The organism is Comamonas sp. FG99 (assembly GCF_057808605.1).
The window spans coordinates 51,322-70,394 of sequence record NZ_JBMDII010000026.1 but is presented as its reverse complement, the minus strand read 5'-3'; the positions used below and the strand labels follow the sequence as shown (position 1 = coordinate 70,394).

The window sequence follows — 19,073 nt, the reverse complement described above, 5'->3', positions numbered from 1 at the left end:
ACAGGCCGAGCGCGCAGGCCAGCACGGAGAGTCGTTGAAGGTTCACCGCATGCTCCTTCCGGCTTCAGGAATGCGCGGGATGGGCCAGCGTGGCCTGCAGCTCCGCATCCAGGCGCTGCGCATTCGCCGCGGCTTCACCCTCGGGCAGCAGCTCGCCTTCCCACTTGGCGACCACCGCGCTGGCGATCGAGTTGCCCACCGCGTTGGTGGCCGAGCGGCCCATGTCCAGGAAGGTGTCCACGCCCAGGATCAGCAGCAGGCCGGCCTCGGGGATGTTGAACTGGTTCAGCGTGGCGGCGATCACCACCAGCGAGGCGCGCGGCACGCCGGCCATGCCCTTGGAGGTCAGCATCAGGATCAGCAGCATGGTGATCTGCGTGCCCAGCGACAGGTGGATGTCGTAGGCCTGCGCGATGAACAGGGTCGCGAAGGTGCAGTACATCATCGAGCCGTCGAGGTTGAACGAGTAGCCCATGGGCATCACGAAGCTGGAGATCTTGCGCTTGACGCCGAAGCGGTCCAGCGCATCCAGGATCTTGGGGTAGGCGGCCTCGGAGCTGGCGGTGGCGAACGACAGCATGAAGGCTTCCTTGATCAGCACCAGCAGTTTGAAGATGCGCGGCCCGAGGAAGGTGAAGCCGGCGAGCACCAGCAGGGCCCACAGCGTGAACAGGCCCAGGTAGAAGTCGCCCATGAAGACCGCGAACTTCAGCAGGATCTCCAGTCCGTTCACCGCCACGGTGGCGGCCATGGCCGCCAGCACGGCCAGCGGCGCGAGCTTCATCACATAGCCGGTGATCTTGAGCATCACGTGCGACAGCTCGTCGATGGCCGCCACCAGCGTCTTGCCCTTCTCGCCGAGCGCGGCCAGCGCGACGCCGAAGAACATCGAGAACACCACGATCTGCAGGATCTCGTTGTTGGCCATGGCCTCGGCGAAGGACTTGGGCACCAGATGGCTGACGAAGTCCTTGAGCGTGAACTTGCCGGTGGCCAGGTTGGTGGCGGCGCCGATGTCCGGCAGCGGCAGCCCCAGGTTGTGGCCGGGCTGCAGCACATTGGCCAGGATCAGCCCCAGGATCAGCGACACCAGCGAGGCGGTGACGAACCACAGCATGGCCTTGAGGAACACCCGGCCCACCGAGGCCGCGTCGCCCATGTGCGCGATGCCCACCACCAGCGTGGAGAACACCAGCGGTCCGATCAGCATCTTGATCAGGCGCAGGAACACGTCCGACATGATGGAGATGTAGCCGGCGATCTGGGCGGCGGCCTTCTTGTCGGGGAAGTTGACGAAAATCATGTAGCCGATCACGATGCCGATCACCATGGCGACCAGGATCCAGGCGGCGGGTGGCAGTCTTCTTTTCATGGCGTTACTCCTTCAAAACCTGTTGTCGATTGTTGGGGTTGCGAGGCGGGCGCTGGAGCGGCCCGCACCTCAGGGCGCCTGGCCCAGGTAGCTGATCTCGCGCCGGCCTTCCTCGAAGGCCTTCAGGGCCTGGGGCCAGCTCTGGCCGGGCCAGCACAGCTCGATCCGGCCCGAGCGCGGCGCATAGGCCGCGGTGTACAGCGTGCCGTAGCCGCGCAGCCAGGCGGGCTGGTACAGCGGCTCGCGCAGCAGCGCGGCCTGCGCCTCGCATGCCGGCACCCCGGCGTCGATCTGCTGCTGCAGCGCGGCCAGCCGCTCGCAGGCGCTGGTGGCGCGCGCATGCTCGGGCCATTCCACCGCGTGCTGGAAGTTGGTCACCGCGCGGCGCCGGGTCACCTCGACCGGCCGGTCCGGGTTCAGGAACACCGTGGCCCATTCGCCCCGGGCGTCCAGCAGCGTGACGCTGTAGCACATGTGCACCGGCACGCGCTGCAGGATGGCGATGGCCGAGGCGGTGTCCTCGGCGATCTCCAGCACGTAGCGCAGCACCAGCGGAATGCCGAAGCCGTCGCCGCAGACGGTGCGGCCGCCGAAGGACAGCGAGGCGGCCAGGCCCGACTCGTTCATGCCGTCGAGCGCGCCCCACAGGCAGTCGCCCATCGCGGCCACGCGCTGGCCGCTCCAGCGCGTGGCCAGCCAGCTGCCTTCCAGCAGCGCGGGCGCGAAGTCGTAGTTGCGCAGCAGCATGGGCTCGTGCCGCCCGCCGGCATCGAGCCAGACCGCCTGGGAGCAGCCGGTGATGTAGGGCGGCGGGCACCACAGCGACAGGAAGCGCGCCTCGATGTCGCCGCCGCCGGCCAGCTCCACCAGCCGCTCCCAGGTGGGCACCAGCTGCGGCATGTGCTGGCGCAGGAACCAGGAGCGGTAGGAGGGCCAGAACTGCGCGAACAACGCTTTCCATTGGTCGCCGGGCTGGTCCTCGGCGATGGCCTGGAAGTGGATGCGGGTCGGCATGGCGGGCGGTGTCAGAGGATCTTGAACGAGCCCGGCGCCGGCGCCGCCTCCTGCTGCGTGGCCAGGATGGGCTTGCCCGCGTAGTAGTTCTTGATGCCGCGGATCCAGTCGCGCGCCCGGATGTTGAGCTTGAAGTTGTCGTCCATCGAGCGGCCGCGCGTGATCAGGATGCCCAGGTCGGCGCCTTCGTAGCGGTAGTCGCCCGGCCCGGTGATGCGCAGGAAGAAGGCCTCGCGCTCGGAGTCGATGGCCTTGCGGTTGTAGTCGAAGCGCTGGTAGGCGACGCTGCCGTCCTCGCCCATGCGGTAGATGCCGGTGGCCGGGGCATGCGTGACCTGGTCCACCCGGTCCTCGGTGAACTTGAGCACCACCTGCGACCACGAGTCGATGAAATGCGGCTGGGCCCAGCGCTCGTTGATCTCCTTGACGTTCAGATCGAACGGCACGCCCGAGAATTCGAGCAGGTGGAACAGGAACAGCGGCGCGTCGGCATAGGCGAAGGCGGCATGGTTGGTCATGGGGCTGGCGCCGCAGATGCGCGGGTTCAGCTCGCCGAGATACACCTCGCCGCTGTCGGTATCGATCAGGAAGTCCAGGTCGAAGTAGCCGCGGTAGCCCTCGGCCAGCAGCTGGTTGCCGAAGCGCTCGGCCATGTCGCGCGCCTTGGCGCGCACCTCCTCGGAGAAGGCGCCCGGGAACACTTCGTTGCCGCACCAGCCGCCCTTGTAGGGCGTGAGCTCGCGCGCGCCCACCACCTCGGTCAAGAGCGGCCCGACCAGGGTGCCCGACTGGGTGGCGCAGGCCTCCAGCGTGGCGCCGCGGCAGTTGATGCGCTTCATGATCTTGACCTCGGGGTCGCCCACGATCTCGTCCTGGTGCTTGTCGAAGTCCTCGCGCGAGGCGATGAAGAAGGTGGTGTGGCCCGAGTCGCCGAAGGCCGACTGCACCACCAGGTCCTGGCCCAGGCCGTGGCGTTCGGCGATCTGCATCAGGTGCTCGTAGCTGTCCACCTTCTCCAGCGCGTTGGGCACCGAGTGCACGCCGGCCTTGTTGCCTATGCGCACGGTCTCCATCTTGTTGTCGCAGCGCTGGCGCAGCGCGGCCGGCGGAAACCAGACCTCCATGCCCAGCTCCTTGGCCAGGGCCTCGGTCTTCTCGTCGAACATCAGGAAGGTGGCCACGGGCTTGCCGCCACGCCGCTCGATCAGGTCCACCACGTCCTTGTGCTGCAGCAGGTAGTTGTTGATGTCCTCGATGGACTGGAACTCCTCGTGCGGCAGCTCCTGGGGCACGAAGACGTTGGGGTGGCGGCCGTCGAAGCAGTCGATGTAGTTGATGTAGCGGAAGCGGTTGACCCAGCGGTCCATGCCCAGCAGGTTGAAGTTGGTGGCGCTGATGAAGTAGATCGGCCGCTCGTTGCGGTGGAACATCAGCAGCAGATCGGAGATGCTCTTGACTTTGTTGCTCACTTCTTGCTCCTCGGGTTGGACTTCTTCGGGGTGGTGGATTCGGTGGCCAGCGCCGGCTCGGGCTGGCCCAGGCCGTCCGAGGCCTGGGCCTGCGCCGCGCGGCCCGACAGCGCCAGCGCCGCGCGCGCCGCGGTGGCCTGGGCGGCGCGGTCCAGCGCCGCCTGGCTGAAGATGCGAAAGCCCAGCTCGGGGCGGAAGCCGTGGATCTCGCGCACGTCAAGCGCGGCCATGAACTGCAGGATCTCGGCGCTGATCACCTGGCCCGGCACCAGGATGGGAAAGCCCGGCGGATAGGGAATCACGAAGAGCGCGGACACCAGCTCGCGCCCCTCGGCGATGGCGCGCGCGGCTTCGGCCATGTCGATGTATTCGCAGTTGGTGTCGTCGTACGAGAGGAAGAAGGCGCTGCGGATGTCGCCGTCGCGCGTGCCCGCGCGGCCTTCGACGCTGCGGCCGCGGAAGGCGAAGTGGAAGCTGGAGAAATTGGGCAGCGGCGGCTGCTCCAGCGTGAGCGAGCGCACGCGCTTTTCATGGATGCGGCGCTCGATGGCGCTCATGTCGGCCACGCGCGCATCCACGTCGCGGGCGATCTTGATCAGCACCTCGATCAGGTAGGCGATCGCCGAGCGGGTGCTGCCGATGTTGGTCATGAACAGCACGGTGTTGCGCGAGGTCTTGTTGATCTGGATGCCGTACTTGTCCATCAGCTCCTTGTTCTTGAAGGTGTCGCCATCCATGCCGGTGGTGCCTATCACCAGCGTGGCGCGCGTGGGGTCGAGCACGAACTCGTCGCTGCGCCAGGCGGCCTCCAGGTTGTCCCAGCCGGTCTCGTCGTTGTAGTAGTTGTCCACCCCCGATTCGCGGTAGTCCGCGGGCACCAGGTCGCCGATGCGCAGGAAGCGGAAATAGCGCCTGAGCAGCGGGTGGTGCAGCACCTGCTCGCGCAGGCTCATGGCCAGCTCCAGCTGGCGCTGGATCAGCTCGTAGCCCTCCAGCTCCACCTGGCGGCGGCCCACGTCCAGCGAGGCGAGGATCTGGTAGTTGGGCGAGGTCGAGGTGTGCGTCATGTACGCCTCGTGGAAAGACTCCTCGGCCTTGTCCTTGAAGTCCTGGTCCCAGATATGGATCATCGATCCCTGGCGCAGCGCCGTCAGTGTCTTGTGCGTGGAATGCGTGGCGTAGACGCGGATGCGGGTCTTGGCCGGGTCGGGGATCAGCCGGGTGTCCAGCAGCTGCTGGTCGTCCTCCCAGTCGATGCCGGCGGCGAATTCGGCGTGGCGCCTGGCGTAGGCCGGGTCCTTGAAGGTTTCGCACAGCCTGGCGGCGCTGGCCATGGCCGTGCGCTGGCGGTAGATGGGGTGGCAGCGCGCGAAGGCGAACCAGGCCTCGTCCCAGAGGAAGACCAGGTCGGGCTTGATGGCCAGGCATTCCATCATCACGCGCTCCACGTCGTAGACGATGCCGTCGAAGGTGCAGTTGGTCAGCAGCACCATGCGCACGCGCTCCAGCGTGCCGGCGCGCTTGAAGCCCAGCAGGGTCTCCTTGATGTGGCGCAGCGGCACGGCGCCGTACATGGAGTACTGGTCCAGCGGATAGGAATCCAGGTAGGCCACCTGGGCGCCGGCCAGCACCAGGCCGTAGTGGTGCGACTTGTGGCAGTTGCGGTCCACCAGCACGATGTCGTCGGGCCGCACCAGGGCCTGCACCACGATCTTGTTGCAGGTGGAGGTGCCGTTGGTGGCGAAGTAGGTGCGCCTGGCGCCGAAGGCGCGGGCCGCGTACTCCTGGGCCAGCTTGAGCGGGCCCACGGGGTCCAGCAGCGAGTCCAGCCCGCCCGAGGTGGCCGAGGTCTCGGCCATGAACAGGTTCATGCCGTAGAACTGCGCCAGGTCGCCGATCCAGTTGCTGTTCATGATGGACTTGCCGCGCGCCAGCGGCAGCGCGTGGAACACGCCCGTGGGCTGCTTGGCGTAGTCGCGCAGCGCGTGGAAGAAGGGCGTCTTGTGGCGCTCGCCCACGCCCTTCATGATGGCGCTGTACAGCTCGATGTGGTCTTCCTCGCCGAAGAAGATGCGCTTGAACACCTCGCCCACGCGCGCGGCGATCTCCTCGACGCTGACATCGGTGACCAGGTACAGGTCCAGCTCGGGGCGCAGCTGCGCGATCTGCCGGCCCAGCAGCGGGCCGCGCTCGAACTCGGGCATGGCCTCGATGTTGTCGTCCATGCCTTCCAGGAAGCGGCGCAGCATGCCGCTCCTGTTGACCGAGCGGAACGGGAAGCCGTGGCGGATCACCACGGCCTGCAGGTTGAAGTTGACCAGGGTGGCGATCAGCGCGTCCTCGAAGCTGGGCACCACCACGATGTCGAACACGAAGTCATCGTCGGCGCTGCGCTTGCGCTGCACGCGGCGGCGCAGCGCGTCTTCCTCGCTGGCCGACATCTCGTCGACGATCAGCACCTCGAAGTAGGGCCGGGCCAGCTGCGCCTGGAGCTCGCTGTCGGTCTCGATCTGCGAGGGCAGCTCGTTGTCGTTGTCCAGCGTGTTCGGGTCGTGGCGGTAGGTGCGCGCGGCCAGCACGCGGTGGATGCGCCGCGCCGCCTGGTGGGCCCGCGCCAGTTCCTCGCGCTCTATCCACTGGCACAGCTCGCCGAACACCCGCCCGCCCGGAAAGGCCCAGTAGCTCTCGACCGGGGCCAGCGCGTCGATGATGGTCTGCACATGGGCCAGGCGGCTGGCGCGCTCGGGGTGCTCGGGCGCCAGGATGGCCAGCCGGCTCAGATCGTCCACCAGGCTGATCCAGCCGTCGGCACGCATCTCCCAGACGCTGCGGTGTCGGCTGAGCGAGGCCCGGGCGCGTGTTGCGGTAGAGGATCGGGATGTCATGTTTGTCTCCAGGAGGGCCGGATCGGGCATGGCCTAGGGCCGGTGGGTGGTTCGAGTAGCGATCTCTGCGGGCGGTGAGAAGGGGGGGGGCTAGTTCGGCTTGGTCAGTGCTCCCAGGCTGTGCAGGTAGGGGAAGTCCGCCGCGCTGTCCTTGCGGTAGACGCTGAAGTCGCAGTCGCGGTCGCGGAAGCTCTTGAGCGGCTGCCCCAGGTTGCTGCGCAGCCCGCGCTCGCGCTCACGCCGCAGCCGGGCGAAATCGACCTCGATGGCCATGATCTCGGGGTTGCTGTCGGCCTGGTGCAGCACGTAGCCCGACGGGTCCACGATGATGGAGCGGCCCACGCCGCCGTCGCCCGCGCCGTTGACATCGAAGAAATAGACCTGGTTGGTGGCGGCCGAGGCGCGCGCGATGGCCAGCTCCACGTCGCGGTCTATGGTGTCCGTCATGGTCGGGTGCAGGATCACCTCGGCGCCCATGGCCACCAGCGTGCGCGTGGTCTCGGGAAACCACATGTCGTAGCAGATCGAGACGCCGAAGCGGCCCGCGCCGGGCACGTCGAACACGCAAAAGCCGCTGCCGCCGGCCACGTCGCGCTCGTAGGGGCGGAAAGGGAACAGCTTGCGAAAGCGGCTGACCACCTCGCCCTGCGGATTGATGACCGGCGCGGTGTTGTAGACCAGCGTGCCCTCGGGGCCGGTCACGCTCTCGAACAGCGAGCCGGGGATCAGCCACAGGCCGGTTTCGAGCGCCAGCTCGCACAGCCGCGCCTCGGTGGGGCCGGGCAGCGGCTCGGCCTTGTCGTGCTTGGGGCCCAGGGCCGCCAGCTCCGAGAACAGCACCATGCGCACCCAGGGGAAGCGCGCGCGGATGTGGCGCAGGTAGTTGCCCATGCGCTCCACGTTGCTCTCGAAAGCCGAGACCTGCATCTGCACGCCCGCGATGCCGAAGGTGTGTTCGCTGCCGTTCATGCGTCCAGCCCCGCGAGACAGACGTACTTGATCTCCAGGAACTCCTCAAGCCCGTAGCGGGAGCCTTCGCGCCCCAGGCCGGACTGCTTGACGCCGCCGAACGGCGCCTCGGCGGTGGAGATCAGGCCGGTGTTGACGCCGACCATGCCCGATTCGAGCTGCTCGGCCACGCGCATGATGCGGCCGATGTCGCGGCTGTAGAAATACGCCGCCAGGCCGAATTCGGTGTCGTTGGCCAGCGCGATCGCCTCGGCCTCGGTGTCGAAGGCGAAGATCGGCGCCAGCGGGCCGAAGGTCTCCTCGTGCGCGACCAGCATGTCGGCGGTGGCGCCGGCCACCACCGTGGGCTCGTAGAACTGGCCGCCCAGCGCATGGCGCCGGCCGCCGGTGAGCAGTTTGCCGCCCTTGGCCAGCGCGTCGGCCACATGCTCCTCTATCTTGGCCACCGCCTTGGCATCGATCAACGGGCCCTGGGTGACGCCAGGCTCCACGCCGTTGCCCACCTTCAGCGCCTCGACCTTGGCGACCAGCTTGGCGCTGAAGGCCTGCAGCACGCCCTTTTGCACGTAGATGCGGTTGGCGCACACGCAGGTCTGGCCGGTGTTGCGGTATTTGGAGACCATCGCGCCCTCGACCGCGGCATCGATGTCGGCATCGTCGAAGACGATGAAGGGCGCATTGCCGCCCAGCTCCAGCGAGAGCTTCTTGACCGTGTCGGCCGACTGGCGCATCAGCGTGCGGCCCACCTCGGTCGAGCCGGTGAAGCTGAGCTTGCGCACCAGCGGGTTGGCCGTCATCTCGCCGCCGATCTGCGCGGCCGAGCCGGTGAGCACCGACAGCAGCCCCGCCGGCAGGCCGGCGCGCTCGGCCAGCAGCGCGAAGGCCAGCGCGGAAAACGGCGTCTGCGTGGCCGGCTTGACCACCATCGAGCAGCCCGCGGCCAGCGCCGGGCCGGCCTTGCGGGTGAGCATGGCGGTGGGAAAGTTCCACGGCGTGATCGCGGCGGTGACGCCTATCGGCGCCTTGAGCGCCAGGATGCGGCGGTCGGCCAGCGGCGCCGGAATGGTGTCGCCATAGACGCGGCGCGCCTCGTCGGCAAACCATTCGATGAAGGACGCGGCATAGGCGATCTCGCCCTTGGCCTCGGCCAGCGGCTTGCCCTGCTCGCTGGTCATGATCAGGGCCAGGTCGTCCTGGTGGGCCAGCAGCAGGTCGTTGAGGCGGCGCAGCAGGGCGCTGCGCTCCTTGGCGGGGCGCCGCGCCCAGGCGTGGCGGGCGGCCTCGGCGGCCTCGATGGCGCGGCGGGTCTCGGCCGCGCCGCAGACCGGCACGCTGCCGATCTGCTCGCCGGTGGCGGGGTTGCGCACCGCGACGGTGGCGCCATCGTCGGCGTCCACCCAGGCGCCGGCGACGAAGGCTTGCTGGCACAGCAGCGAAGAATCGTTCAGTTTCAATGACATAGGCTGGCAGGTTGGTTGAAAAAAGTGAGCAATCAACGCCGATCGTTGAATATTTTTAGATGCTTTCCATTCAAAAAGACAGCTATGGAAAGCGCTAATAGCTCACTTTTTTGTAGCTATGGATTTATCCGTGCAGCGCGGCGGCGAGGATGTCCAGACCCTCGTCGAGCAGGGCGTCCTCGATGGTCAGCGGGAACAGGAAGCGGATCACGTTGGCATGGATGCCGCAGGTCAGCAGCAGCAGCCCGGCGTCGCGTGCGCGGGCCTGCACCTGGCGGGTGAATTCGGCGTCGGGCTTGCCGTCGGCGCCGTTGAGCTCCAGCGCCACCATCGCGCCCAGGCCGCGCACATCGGCGATCTGCGGCACTGTGGCGCGCAGGGCTTCGAGCCGGGCCTTCAGGCGCCGGCCCAGCTGCTCGGCGCGCTCGGCCAGCCGCTCCTGCTGCAGCACGTCGAGCACCGCATGGGCCGCGGCCACGGCCAGCGCATTGGCCGCATAAGTGCCGCCCAGGCCGCCGGGCTGCGGCGCGTCCATCAGCTCGGCGCGGCCGATCACGCCCGACAGCGGCAGGCCGCCGGCCAGGCTCTTGGCCACCGTCATCAGGTCGGGCACCACGTCGTAGTGCTCCATCGCGAACAGCTTGCCGGTGCGCCCGAAGCCGGTCTGGATCTCGTCGGCGATCATCACGATGCCATGGCGGTCGCAGATCTCGCGCACCGCGCGCATGAACTCGGGCGGCTGCACGTAAAAGCCGCCTTCGCCCTGTACCGGCTCCAGGATGATGGCCGCCACCTGCTCGGGCTCGATGTCGGCCTTGAACAGCTTGTCCAGCGCGGCCAGCGACTGCTCCACGCTCACGCCGTGCAGCGCCACCGGCGCGGGCACGTGGTAGATGCTGCCCGGGAAGGGGCCGAAGCCGCTCTTGTACGGCGCGACCTTGCCGGTCAGCGCCATCCCCAGGTAGGTGCGGCCGTGGAAGGCGCCGCTCAGCGCGATCACGCCGGGGCGGCGCGTGGCGGCGCGGGCGATCTTGACCGCGTTTTCCACCGCCTCGGCGCCGGTGGTGAAGAAGGCGGTCTTCTTGGCGTGCTGGCCGGGCGCGAGCGCATTGAGCCGCTCGGCCAGCGACACCACGCTCTCATAGGGCACCACCTGGTAGGCGGTATGGGTGAAGCGTTCGAGCTGCTCGCGCACCGCCTGCATCACGCGCGGATGCCGGTGGCCGGTGTTGAGCACCGCGATGCCCGAGCCGAAATCGATGAAACGCCGGCCCTCCACGTCCCAGAGCTGGGCGTTTTCGGCGCGCTCGGCATAGAACGGAAAGCCGATGGCCACGCCGCGCGGCGTGGCGGCGATGCGGCGGGCGTCGATGGACTGGTTGCTCGCCGTGGAGCAGAGATCTGCGGCAAGAGGTGCGTTCATGGCGTTGTCGGGCGCGCCGGATGCGCGCCTGGTTCACTGGACATGGGAGGAAGTCTAGGAGTACATTGATCCCAACAAAAGAACCAAATATGGCAAATTAGATGGAACCAATTACCCGCCTGGAGCGCATGCCGGCCGCGCGCTCGCGGGCCGCGCATGCCACGCTGCCCGATTTCGTCACCCGGCATTTCCAGCGCAGCGACGCCGAATACAACCATCGCCAGCTCTACCGCATCCTCAAGGACGGCATCCTGCGCGCGGCGCTGCCCGCCGGCTCCAAGCTGCCGCCCAGCCGCGAAATGGCCCAGACGCTGGGCATTGCCCGCAACACCGTGGTGCAGGTCTACGAGCAGCTGGCGCTCGAAGGGCTGGCGCAGGCCGGCGTGGGGCGGGGCACCTATGTGGCCGAGGTGGCGCCGGCCTTCGCCGGCCTGCCGCCGCCATCGGTGCGGCGCCGCGGCACGCCGCTGTCGCGGCGCGGGCGGGCCATCGTGGGCGGGGCGCGCGCCAGCCCGCTGCAATGGGGCGCATTCGCGCCGGGCGTGCCCGAGCTGCGCATGTTTCCCGGCGCGGTCTGGAGCCGGCTGCATGCCCAGGCCTGGCGCGAGCTGGCCGCGCCGCGGCTGAGCTATGCCACCGGCGCCGGGCACCCGCTGCTGCGCGAGGCCATCGCCGAGCACTTGCAGGGCACGCGGGGCGTGGCCTGCAGCCCCGAGCAGATCCTGGTCACCAGCGGCGCCCAGCAGGCGCTGCACCTGATCGCGCAGCTGCTGGCCGACCCGGGCGACACCGTCTGGCTGGAGGACCCGGGCTACTGGGGCGCGCGCAGCGTGTTCCGCATGGCCGGGCTGCAGCTGCAGCCGGTGGCGCTGGACGGCGAGGGGCTGGCGCCGAGCCCGCAGCAGTTGCAGGCGCCGCCGCGGCTGATGTTCGTCTCGCCCTCGCACCAATACCCCAGCGGCGTGCTGATGGGCCATGGCCGCCGCCGCCAGCTGCTGGACTATGCGGCGGCCCACCGGGTGTGGATCGTCGAGGACGACTACGACAGTGAATTCCGCTTCGCGTCGCGGCCGCTGCCGGCGCTGCAGGGCCTGGACGAGGGCGGCCGGGTGATCTACCTGGGCACCTTCTCCAAGACCATGTTCCCTTCGCTGCGGCTGGCCTACCTGGTGCTGCCGCGCGACCTGGTAGACAGCTTCGCCCGGGCGCTGAACGAGCTGTTCCGCGAGGGCCAGACCATGCAGCAGACCGTGCTGGCGCAGTTCATGCGGCAGGGGCACTATGTGAACCACATCCGCCGCATGCGCCTGGTCTACGGCGAGCGCCGCCGCGTGCTCATCGACGAGATCACGCAGCGCTTCGGCAGCACGCTGCCGATCCTGGGCGGCGATGCCGGCCTGCACCTGGTGCTGGGCCTGCCGCCGGGCACGGACGACGAGGCCGTCGCCCGGCAGGCGCGGGTGCAGGGCGTGCTGACGCGGCCGCTGTCGCTGTATTCGCTGCGCCCCGATCCGGCGCCGGGGCTGGTGCTGGGCTATGGCGCGGTGACCGAGGAGGAAATCCGCCGCAGCTTTGCGCTGCTGGCGCAGGTGATGCAGGCGCATCTGGGGTGATGCGGGGGGCGGCGCCTTTGAGGGGCGCCGTGCAATGGGTTGCCAGGGCCGGGCCGAGGCACGGCAACACTTGCCCGGCAACCCCCCGGCTGGCAGGCATCCCTCATACCACCCCGCACGCCAGCGGCACTTGACGCCGGTCAAGCCCGCCCGCAATCACCCGGCCGATAGTTCTTCGGAACGATGGCGCCCGCCGCGCCCGTCGTTCTTCTGCCGGCCCGCGATGCACCGCCCGGCGGATGGCGCGGCGGGCGCCGGCGCGCGACAGTGGGGGCAGGTTCAACAACACCCCCTTTCGCCCATGGTTTCCGCCTCTGCGCCGCCCGCCGTCCCCCGTCAGGCCTGGCGCGTGCTCGCCGTCAGCACGCTGGCCTTCACCGTCTGCTTCATGGTGTGGATGATGTTCGGCGTCATCGGCATTCCGCTGCAAAAGCAGCTCGGGCTGAACGCCACCGAGTTCGGCCTGCTCACCGCGATGCCGGTGCTGTCGGGCTCGCTGGTGCGGGTGCCGCTGGGCATCTGGACCGACCGCTACGGCGGCCGCATCGTGATGACCGTGCTGATGGCCGTCACCGTGCCGGCGATCTGGCTCATGGCCTATGCCACGCAGTACTGGCAGTTCCTGGCGATCGGCCTGTTCGTCGGCCTGGCCGGGGGCTCGTTCTCGGTGGGCACGCCCTATGTGGCGCGCTGGTTTCCCAAGAGCCGCCAGGGCATGGCCATGGGCGTGTACGGCGCCGGCAACTCGGGCTCGGCGGTGAACAAGTTCCTGGCGCCGGCGCTGCTGGTGGCCGGCGGCTGGGCGCTGGTGCCCCAGGTCTACGCCGCCATCCTGGCCGGCACCGTGGTGCTGTTCTGGCTGTTCAGCGCGCACGACCCCCGGCACCTGGTGGCGAGCAACCAGCGCTTCACCGACCAGCTCAAGGCGCTCAGGGACCCGCGCGTGCTCAAGTACTGCCAGTACTACAGCATCGTCTTCGGCGGCTACGTGGCGCTGGCGCTGTGGATGGTGCAGTACTACGTGGGCGAATACGGCCTCGACATCCGCGTGGCGGCGCTGCTGGCGGCCTGCTTTTCGCTGCCCGGCGGCGTGCTGCGCGCCATCGGCGGCGTGCTCTCCGACAAGTACGGCGCCCACAAGGTGACCTGGTGGGTGCTGTGGGTGAGCTGGGTGTGCCTGTTCCTGCTGAGCTACCCGCAGAGCGACTTCACCATCGCCACCATCGACGGCGCCCGCACCTTCCACATCGGCCTGAACGTCTACACCTTCACCGCGCTGATGGGCGTGCTGGGCGTGGCCTTCGCGTTCGGCAAGGCCAGCGTGTTCAAGTACATCAGCAACGACTACCCGGACAACATCGGCGCGATCAGCGGCATCGTCGGCCTGGCCGGGGGGCTGGGCGGCTTCGTGCTGCCCATCCTGTTCGGCGCGCTGCTGGACGTGACCGGCGTGCGCTCCAGCGCCTTCATGCTGCTCTACGGCGTGGTCTGGGTGTCGCTCATCTGGATGTACTGGACCGAGGTGCGCCGCACCGACGTGATGGGCCATGCCGCCCCCGATGCCCCCTGAAGGAAATGCCATGAACGCTACCACCACTGCGCCGCGCCGCGGCAGTACCCTGAAGATCTGGACGCCGGAGGACAAGGCCTTCTGGGAAAAGGAGGGCGAGGCCATCGCCAAGCTCAACCTCTGGATCTCGGTGCCCGCGCTGTTCCTGGCATTTGCCGTCTGGCAGGTCTGGAGCGTGGTTGCCGTCAGCCTGCCGGGCCTCGGTTTCCAGTACTCGACCAACCAGCTGTTCTGGCTGGCGGCGGCGCCGGCGCTGTCCGGCGCCACGCTGCGCATCTTCTACTCCTTCATGGTGCCGCTGGTGGGCGGGCGGCGCTGGACGGCGATCTCCACCGCCAGCCTGCTGATTCCGGCCATCGGCATCGGCATCGCGGTGCAGGACCCGGCCACGCCCTACCCCACCATGCTGATCCTGGCGCTGCTGTGCGGCCTGGGCGGGGGCAACTTCAGCTCCAGCATGGCCAACATCAGCTACTTCTTCCCCAAGGACCGCAAGGGCTCGGCGCTGGGCGTGAACGCCGGCCTGGGCAACCTGGGCGTGTCGGTGGTGCAGTTCCTCAGCCCCATCGTGGTTACCGTGGGGCTGCTGGGCATCTTCGGCGGCGAGCCGCAGACCATCGCCAAGGGCGGTGCCCAGGTGCAGGTGTGGATGCAGAACGCCGCCTTCATCTGGGTGCCGTGGATCGCGATCACCGCGGCGGTCGCCTGGTTCGCGATGAACGACGTGGCCGACGCCAAGGCTTCGGTGGCCGCGCAGGCGGCGATCTTCGTGCAGCCGCACAACTGGATCATGTGCCTGCTGTACCTGGGCACCTTCGGCTCCTTCATCGGCTTCGCGGCGGGCTTTCCGCTGCTGATCAAGGGGCTGTTTCCCGAGGTGAACCCGCTGGCTTATGCCTGGCTGGGGCCGCTGGTCGGCGCGCTGGTGCGGCCCTTCGGCGGCTGGCTGGCCGACAAGATCGGCGGCGGCGTGGTCACCTTCTGGAACTTCCTGGTCATGGCGCTGGCGGTGCTGGGCGTGCTGTATTTCCTGCCCAAGGGCGCGGGCAGCTACGCGCTGGCCTTCGGGCCGCAGGCGGGCAGCTTCAGCGGCTTCTTCCTGATGTTCCTGGTGCTGTTCGTCACCACCGGCATCGGCAACGGCTCGACCTTCCGCATGATCCCGGTGATCTTCAACCAGCTGGCCATGCGCGGCGCCGGCGCCGGCCGGCAGGCGCAGGCCGATGCGGCGCGGGAAGGCAATGTGCTGGGCGCCGCCGCCGTGGGCTTTGCCGGCGCGCTCGGCGCCTACGGGGGCTTCTTCATTCCCAAGAGCTATGGCAGCTCGATCGCCGCCACCGGCGGGCCCGAGGCGGCCCTCTGGATCTTCGCCATCTTCTACCTGCTGTGCGCCGCCGTCGCCTGGTGGTGCTATGCCCGCCGCCATGCGGCCATGCCCTGCTAGGCCACCGCTAGATACCCACGAGAAAGAGAACCGCCATGAGCCATTTCCTCGACCGTCTCACCCACTTCCGGCTGCCCCGGGAGAGCTTTGCCGGCGGCCACGGCCGCGCCACCGGCGAAGACCGCACCTGGGAGGACGCCTACCGCGCGCGCTGGTCGCACGACAAGATCGTGCGCAGCACGCACGGCGTCAACTGCACGGGCTCATGCTCGTGGAAGATCTATGTCAAGGGCGGCATCGTCACCTGGGAAACCCAGCAGACCGACTACCCGCGCACCCGCTGGGACATGCCCAACCACGAGCCGCGCGGCTGCGCCCGCGGCGCCAGCTATTCGTGGTACCTGTACAGCGCCAACCGCGTCAAGTACCCGATGGTGCGCGGCCGGCTGCTGGAGCGCTGGCGCGCCGCGCTCAAGGTGGCGAAGTCGCCGGTGCATGCCTGGGCGCTGATCGCCGAGGACGATGCCGCGCGGCGCGACTACCAGGGCGTGCGCGGCATGGGCGGCTTCGTGCGCAGCAGCTGGGACGAGGTCAACCAGCTCGTCGCCGCGGCCAATGTCTACACCATCAAGCGGCACGGGCCGGACCGCATCATCGGCTTCTCGCCCATTCCGGCGATGAGCATGGTCAGCTACGCGGCCGGCAGCCGGTATCTCAGCCTGATCGGCGGCGTATGCATGAGCTTCTACGACTGGTACTGCGACCTGCCGCCGGCCAGCCCCCAGGTCTGGGGCGAGCAGACCGACGTGCCCGAATCGGCCGACTGGTACAACTCCGGCTACATCATCGCCTGGGGCTCGAACGTGCCGCAGACGCGCACGCCCGATGCGCATTTCTTCACCGAGGTGCGCTACAAGGGCACCAAGACCGTGGCGGTGACGCCCGACTACAGCGAGGTGGCCAAGCTCTCCGACATCTGGCTGCACCCCAAGCAGGGCACCGACGCGGCGCTGGCCATGGCCATGGGCCACGTGGCGTTCAAGGAGTTCTACTTCGACCGCCGCAGCGAGTACTTCGACGACTATGCGCGCCGCTACACCGACCTGCCGATGCTGGTGCTGCTGGAGGAAAAGCAGCTGCCCGACGGCAGCACGGTGCAGGCGCCGGGCCGCTACCTGCGCGCCAGCGACTTCAACGGCCGGCTCGGCCAGGGCAACAACCCCGAGTGGAAGACCATGGCTTTCGACAGCAACGGCCGCGCCGTGCTGCCGCATGGCTCGATCGGCTTTCGCTGGGGCCAGGACTCGGACGCAGGCCGCGGCGACGCCGGCAAGTGGAACCTGGAGGCCAGGGAGGCGCGCCACGGCGGCGAGGTGAAGCTCAAGCTCTCGGTGCTGGAGGAGGGCACGCAGGCGCACGAGATCGTCGAGGTGGGCTTTCCCTACTTCGGCGGCATCGCCACGCCGCACTTCACCGCCAACGAGCAGCAGGGCGACGTGAGCCGCGCCCGCGTGCCGGCGGTGCGCCTGCGCCTGGGCTGCGACGGCGAGTACCGCGAGGCCCTGGTGGCCACCGTGTTCGACCTGCAGGCCGCGCAGTACGGCATCGACCGTGGCATGGGCAGCGGCGCCGCCAGCTACGACGACGATGCGCCCTACACCCCGGCCTGGGCCGAGAGCATCACCGGCGTGCCGCGCGAGCAGATCGTCACCGTGGCGCGCGAGTTCGCCGCCAATGCCGACAAGACGCGCGGGCGCTCCATGGTCATCATCGGCGCGGCGATGAACCACTGGTACCACTGCGACATGAACTACCGCGGCGTCATCAACCTGCTGATGCTGTGCGGCTGCATTGGCCAAAGCGGCGGCGGCTGGTCGCACTACGTGGGCCAGGAAAAGCTGCGCCCGCAGACCGGCTGGACCGCGCTGGCCTTCGCGCTCGACTGGGCGCGGCCGCCGCGCCAGCAAAACAGCACCAGCTTCTTCTACGCGCACACCGACCAGTGGCGCTACGAGAAGCTGGGCATGGAGGAGATCGTCAGTCCGCTGGCCGACCGCAGCCAGTACGGCGGCAGCATGATCGACTACAACGTGCGCGCCGAGCGCATGGGCTGGCTGCCGAGCGCGCCGCAGCTCAAGAGCAATCCGCTCTCGATCTCCGCGCAGGCCGATGCGGCGGGCCTGGCGCCGCGCGACTATGTGGCCCAGGGCCTCAAGAGCGGCAGCCTGCAGATGAGCTGCGAGGACCCGGACGCACCCGAGAACTGGCCGCGCAACCTGTTCGTGTGGCGCAGCAACCTGCTGGGCTCCAGCGGCAAGGGCCACGAGTACTTCTGCAAGCACCTGCTGGGCACCGACAACGGCGTGCAGGGCAAGGACCTGGGCCCGCAGGACGCCAGGCCCGAAGAGGTGGCCTGGCATGCCCAGGCGCCGCAGGGCAAGCTGGATCTGCTGGTCACGCTGGACTTCCGCATGAGCACCACCTGCCTGTACTCGGACGTGGTGCTGCCCACCGCGAGCTGGTATGAGAAGAACGACCTGAACACCAGCGACATGCACCCCTTCATCCACCCGCTGTCGGCCGCCGTCGACCCGGTATGGGAGTCGCGCTCGGACTGGGAGATCTACAAGGGCTTCGCCAAGGCCTTCAGCGAGGTCTGCGTGGGCCACCTGGGCGTGGAGCGCGACACCGTGCTCACGCCGCTGATGCACGACACGCCGGCCGAGCTGGCCCAGCCCCATGGCGTGGCCGAATGGAAGAAGGGCGAATGCGCGCTGATCCCCGGCAAGACCGCGCCGCAGGTCACGGTGGTCGAGCGCGACTACCCCAACACCTACAAGCGCTTCACCGCGCTCGGCCCGCTGATGGACAAGCTGGGCAACGGCGGCAAGGGCATCGGCTGGCAGACCGGCACCGAGGTCGAGCAGCTCGGCCAGTTGAACGGCCTGACCGCCGAGCCCGGCGTGAGCGAGGGCCGCCCGCGCATCGTCAGCGACATCGACGCCTGCGAGGTGATCCTGCAGCTCGCGCCCGAGACCAACGGCCACGTCGCGGTCAAGGCCTGGGAGGCGCTGGAGAAGTTCACCGGCCGCGAGCACAAGCACCTGGCGCTGTACCGCGAGGACGAGAAGATCCGCTACCGCGACATCCAGGCGCAGCCGCGCAAGATCATCAGCTCGCCCACCTGGAGCGGCATCGAGAGCGAGACGGTGAGCTACAACGCCGGCTACACCAATGTGCACGAGCTGATCCCGTGGCGCACGCTCACCGGCCGCCAGCAGTTCTACCAGGACCATCCGTGGATGATCGCCTTCGGCGAGGGCTTCACCAGCTACCGCCCGCCGGTGGACATGAAGGCCACGGCCGGCATGCAGGGCATCAAGCCCAACGGGCATCCGGAGATCCAGCTGAACTTCATCACGCCGCACCAGAAGTGGGGCATCCACAGCACCTACACCGACAACCTGCTGATGCTCACGCTCAACCGCGGCGGCCCGGTCGCCTGGATCAGCGAGGAAGACGCCCGGCGCGCCGGCATCGAGGACAACGACTGGATGGAGATGTTCAACCTCAACGGCGCGGTGGCGGTGCGCGCGGTGGTGAGCCAGCGCGTCAAGCCCGGCATGGTGATGATGTACCACGCGCAAGAGAAGATCATCAACACGCCCGGCAGCGAGATCACCGGCGTGCGCGGCGGCATCCACAACTCGGTCACGCGCATCGTGCTCAAGCCCACGCACATGATCGGCGGCTACGCGCAGTACAGCTACGGCTTCAACTACTACGGAACCATAGGCACCAACCGCGACGAGTTCGTGGTGGTGCGCAAGATGGCCAAGGTGGACTGGCTCGACACGCCGCGCGGCGACCACCTGGCCGCCGCCTACCAGTCGCAGGGCGAGAACCCCTGAGCG

Annotated in this window: 11 protein-coding genes; 4 read left to right on the top strand and 7 right to left on the bottom strand. The window is 68.6% G+C overall.

What is annotated here, in order from left to right:
• Positions 1-64 precede the first annotated feature (64 nt).
• The 7 genes from ACODRX_RS17515 to gabT all read right to left on the bottom strand — a co-directional run bounded on the left by ACODRX_RS17515 (position 65) and on the right by gabT (position 10,592).
• Positions 65-1,372 carry a dicarboxylate/amino acid:cation symporter gene (locus ACODRX_RS17515; protein WP_488872818.1) on the bottom strand — a complete coding sequence of 436 codons (1,308 nt, stop codon included), beginning with the start codon at positions 1,370-1,372 and terminating at the stop codon, positions 65-67.
• 69 nt (positions 1,373-1,441) lie between these two features.
• Positions 1,442-2,386: a C45 family autoproteolytic acyltransferase/hydrolase gene (locus tag ACODRX_RS17510; protein WP_488872817.1), complete on the bottom strand. Its 945-nt coding sequence runs from the start codon at positions 2,384-2,386 to the stop codon at positions 1,442-1,444.
• Positions 2,387-2,397: 11 nt separating this feature from the next.
• Entirely contained in the window at positions 2,398-3,855 is a 1,458-nt protein-coding gene (locus ACODRX_RS17505; RefSeq protein ID WP_488872816.1) for a biotin carboxylase, read from the bottom strand.
• Complete coding sequence (locus tag ACODRX_RS17500; RefSeq protein WP_488872815.1) at positions 3,852-6,740, bottom strand: aminotransferase class I/II-fold pyridoxal phosphate-dependent enzyme; 2,889 nt, start codon at positions 6,738-6,740, stop codon at positions 3,852-3,854. The genes ACODRX_RS17505 and ACODRX_RS17500 overlap by 4 nt, the downstream gene beginning before the upstream one ends.
• A gap of 90 nt (positions 6,741-6,830) precedes the next feature.
• Positions 6,831-7,709: a carbon-nitrogen hydrolase family protein gene (locus ACODRX_RS17495; protein ID WP_488872814.1), complete on the bottom strand. Its 879-nt coding sequence runs from the start codon at positions 7,707-7,709 to the stop codon at positions 6,831-6,833.
• Complete coding sequence (locus ACODRX_RS17490) at positions 7,706-9,169, bottom strand: NAD-dependent succinate-semialdehyde dehydrogenase (RefSeq protein WP_488872813.1); 1,464 nt, start codon at positions 9,167-9,169, stop codon at positions 7,706-7,708. Before ACODRX_RS17490 ends, ACODRX_RS17495 begins: the two co-directional genes overlap by 4 nt.
• Before the next feature lie 124 nt (positions 9,170-9,293).
• A complete protein-coding gene (gene gabT, locus ACODRX_RS17485; protein ID WP_488872812.1) occupies positions 9,294-10,592 on the bottom strand; it encodes a 4-aminobutyrate--2-oxoglutarate transaminase in 1,299 nt (432 codons plus the stop codon).
• 101 nt (positions 10,593-10,693) lie between these two features.
• On the opposite strand from gabT, the gene pdxR reads away from it, so the two are divergent.
• The 4 genes from pdxR (at position 10,694) to ACODRX_RS17465 (ending at position 19,070) form a co-directional block, all read left to right on the top strand.
• Positions 10,694-12,205 carry a MocR-like pyridoxine biosynthesis transcription factor PdxR gene (pdxR, locus tag ACODRX_RS17480; protein ID WP_488872811.1) on the top strand — a complete coding sequence of 504 codons (1,512 nt, stop codon included), beginning with the start codon at positions 10,694-10,696 and terminating at the stop codon, positions 12,203-12,205.
• 301 nt (positions 12,206-12,506) lie between these two features.
• Positions 12,507-13,775, top strand: a complete 1,269-nt coding sequence (locus ACODRX_RS17475) for an MFS transporter (protein ID WP_488872810.1) — start codon at positions 12,507-12,509, stop codon at positions 13,773-13,775.
• Between the two features lie 10 nt (positions 13,776-13,785).
• On the top strand, positions 13,786-15,219 hold the full coding sequence (locus ACODRX_RS17470; protein WP_488872809.1) for an MFS transporter: 1,434 nt from the start codon (positions 13,786-13,788) through the stop codon (positions 15,217-15,219).
• A gap of 35 nt (positions 15,220-15,254) precedes the next feature.
• Entirely contained in the window at positions 15,255-19,070 is a 3,816-nt protein-coding gene (locus tag ACODRX_RS17465) for a nitrate reductase subunit alpha (protein WP_488872808.1), read from the top strand.
• The last annotated feature ends 3 nt before the right edge of the window (positions 19,071-19,073 follow it).